Origin of the sequence: Methylocystis sp. L43 (assembly GCF_015709525.1) — a bacterium.
GTDB lineage: Bacteria > Pseudomonadota > Alphaproteobacteria > Rhizobiales > Beijerinckiaceae > Methylocystis.
In genome coordinates, this window is sequence record NZ_JADNRA010000003.1 from 1 (window position 1) to 2,841 (window position 2,841).

Here is a 2,841-nt window from a genome sequence, read left to right on the forward strand (position 1 = left end):
TGAAACATATTCTCGACGGGCTTGAACGGCGGCGCGCGTCCGCCCGACTTGGCGGCGGCAAAAAGCGGATCGAAGCCCAGCACGCCCGCGGCAAGCTCACGGCGCGCGAGCGAATCGAACTGCTGCTCGATCACGGCTCGTTCGAAGAATTCGACATGTTCGTCGCCCACCGCTGCGCCGATTTCGGCATGGATCAGGGCGAAAAAATTTCAGGCGACGGCGTCGTCACCGGTTGGGGAACGGTCAACGGCCGCGCCGTCTTCGTCTTCGCCAAGGACTTCACCGTCTTCGGCGGTTCGCTCTCCGAGACTCACGCGCAAAAGATCACCAAGCTGCAGGACATGGCGCTGAAAAATCGCGCCCCGATCATCGGCCTCTTCGACGCCGGCGGCGCGCGCATCCAGGAAGGCGTCGCGGCGCTCGGCGGCTATGGCGAGGTCTTCCAGCGCAATGTGCTGGCCTCGGGCGTCATTCCGCAAATCTCGGTGATCATGGGCCCCTGCGCTGGCGGCGACGTTTACTCGCCGGCGATGACCGACTTCATCTTCATGGTGCGCGACACGAGCTATATGTTCGTGACCGGACCCGATGTCGTGAAGACGGTGACCAACGAGACCGTCACGGCGGAAGAACTCGGCGGCGCTTCGGTGCATACGACCAAAAGCTCGATCGCCGATCGCGCATATGACAACGACGTCGAAGCGCTCCTGCAGATGCGCCGGCTGATTGATTTCCTGCCTTCCTCCAACCAGGAGGAGGCGCCGGAATGGCCCGCTTTCGACGAGGTGGACCGGCTCGACGAATCGCTCGATACGATTGTTCCGGACAATCCGAACAAGCCGTACGACATCAAGGAGCTCATCCATAAGGTCGTCGACGAGGGCGACTTCTTCGAGATCCAAGATGCGCATGCCCGCAATATCGTGATCGGCTTTGGCCGCATCGAAGGGCGCACGGTCGGTTTCGTCGCCAATCAGCCGCTCGTGCTCGCCGGCGTGCTCGACATCGACGCCTCCAAGAAGGCGGCGCGTTTCGTGCGTTTTTGCGACTGCTTCAACATTCCAATCGTCACCTTTGTCGACGTGCCGGGATTTCTGCCCGGCACGGCGCAAGAATATGGCGGGCTGATCAAGCATGGCGCGAAGCTGCTGTTCGCTTACGCCGAAGCGACGGTGCCGAAAGTGACCCTCATCACGCGCAAAGCGTTCGGCGGCGCCTATGCCGTCATGTCCTCGAAACATCTGCGTGGCGACGTCAACTACGCCTGGCCGTCGGCGCAGATCGCCGTCATGGGCGCAAAGGGCGCCGTCGAAATCATCTTCCGCGCCGACATTGGCGACATAGATAAAATGGGCCGCCGCATCAGCGAGTATGAACAGCAGTTTCTGTCGCCTTTTGCGGCGGCAGAAAGAGGTTACGTCGACGCCGTGGTTGCGCCGCGGGACACGCGAAAGCGAATCGCTCGCTCACTCGCCCTGCTCCGTGGAAAGGCTTTTGAAAAGCCGAGGAAGAAGCATGATAACATCCCGCTATAGCATCTGTTTTGGCTAGGATATCTTGGGTTATTTGCCCTGAACGCTAAAAACCCTCGATCAAATTGCTCTCGCAACTTGAAGCTTCTCTGAACTTGAAGCGCACACTGTGTCACGGACAGCGAAGTCGATCCCGCACTCAACGAGCAACTCCGCGAGTTCTGGGTGGGCGCGACCCGACGGCGGGGCGCGCCCATAAACGGAAAGCGAATTCGTCATTATGAAATAGATTATTCGATAAAGAGAAATTTAAGCAAAGTTTGCGCGCGTCTAGTATGGCGAATAACTGTTACGTCGAGGGGAATTCGTCTCTTTTTCCGAGTCGGGCAGCGACATCTTCGGTCAGCCCGGCGTCACGCATGACGCGGTGCTGATGAGTCAGGAAACCGGCGGCATGACGCTGCGCAGGGCAAGCGCGCCGGCGGATGCGCCGAGCGTGGCGCAGGCGATCGGCGCCATTATGGCGGAAGTTTCGGAGGGCGCATGGCGCTGACAGTTTTGCGCGGCGGCCATGTCGTCGATCCGGCGACCGGCCAGGACGCGATCGGCGACGTGTGGTTTGAGGACGGCCGCATCGTCGAGCGCCCCGAAGGCCGCAGCGCCGACAAGGAGATCGACGTCTCCGGCCATATCGTCATGGCCGGCGCGATCGACATCCATTCGCACATCGCCGGCGGCAATGTGAACACGGCGCGACTGCTGCTGCCGGAGCTGCATCGCGCGATTCGCGCCCGGCTCGCCGACACGCCGCTGTCGACCGCGAAATGGTCGAGCTACGAGACGGGGCGCCTCTACGCGCAGATGGGCTTCACCACGGTCGTCGAGCCGGCGATGGCGCCGCATCACGCCCTGCAGACCCATCTCGAATTCAACGACGTGCCGATCATCGACAAGGGCGCGCTCACCGTGCTCGGCAATGACGACTTTCTGCTCGGCATGTTGCGCGACGGCGAGACCGACGGCGCGATCAACGACTATGTCGCGCAGACCGTCGAGAACACCCGTTCGCTCGGCCTCAAGTGCATCAATCCCGGCGGGGTCGAGGCCTTCAAGGAGAACATGCGCGCCTTTGGGCTTGACGACGTCGTGCCTTTTTATGGGCTGACGTCGCGTCAGATTTTCCAGGCGCTGCAGAAGTCGACTCAGGCGGTGGGCATCGCCCATCCGCTGCATCTGCACATGAACAATCTCGGCCTTGCCGGCAATATCGACACGGCGCTCGCCACGATCGACGCGGCGCAGGGGCTGCCGCTGCATCTCGCCCATGTGCAGTTCTACGCCTATGGCAAGGAAGGCAAGAACGGCTTCT

Annotated in this window: 2 protein-coding genes; both read left to right on the plus strand. The window is 61.4% G+C overall.

Going from position 1 to position 2,841, the window contains the following annotated elements; genetic code table 11:
* The first annotated feature begins 8 nt into the window (after positions 1-8).
* Positions 9-1,535, plus strand: a complete 1,527-nt coding sequence (locus tag IYX23_RS00020; protein WP_196398803.1) for an acyl-CoA carboxylase subunit beta — start codon at positions 9-11, stop codon at positions 1,533-1,535.
* A 480-nt stretch (positions 1,536-2,015) separates the two neighbouring features.
* Positions 2,016-2,841, plus strand: an 826-nt coding sequence (locus tag IYX23_RS00025; RefSeq protein ID WP_196398802.1) for an amidohydrolase family protein, incomplete at its 3' end; no start/stop codon positions are given.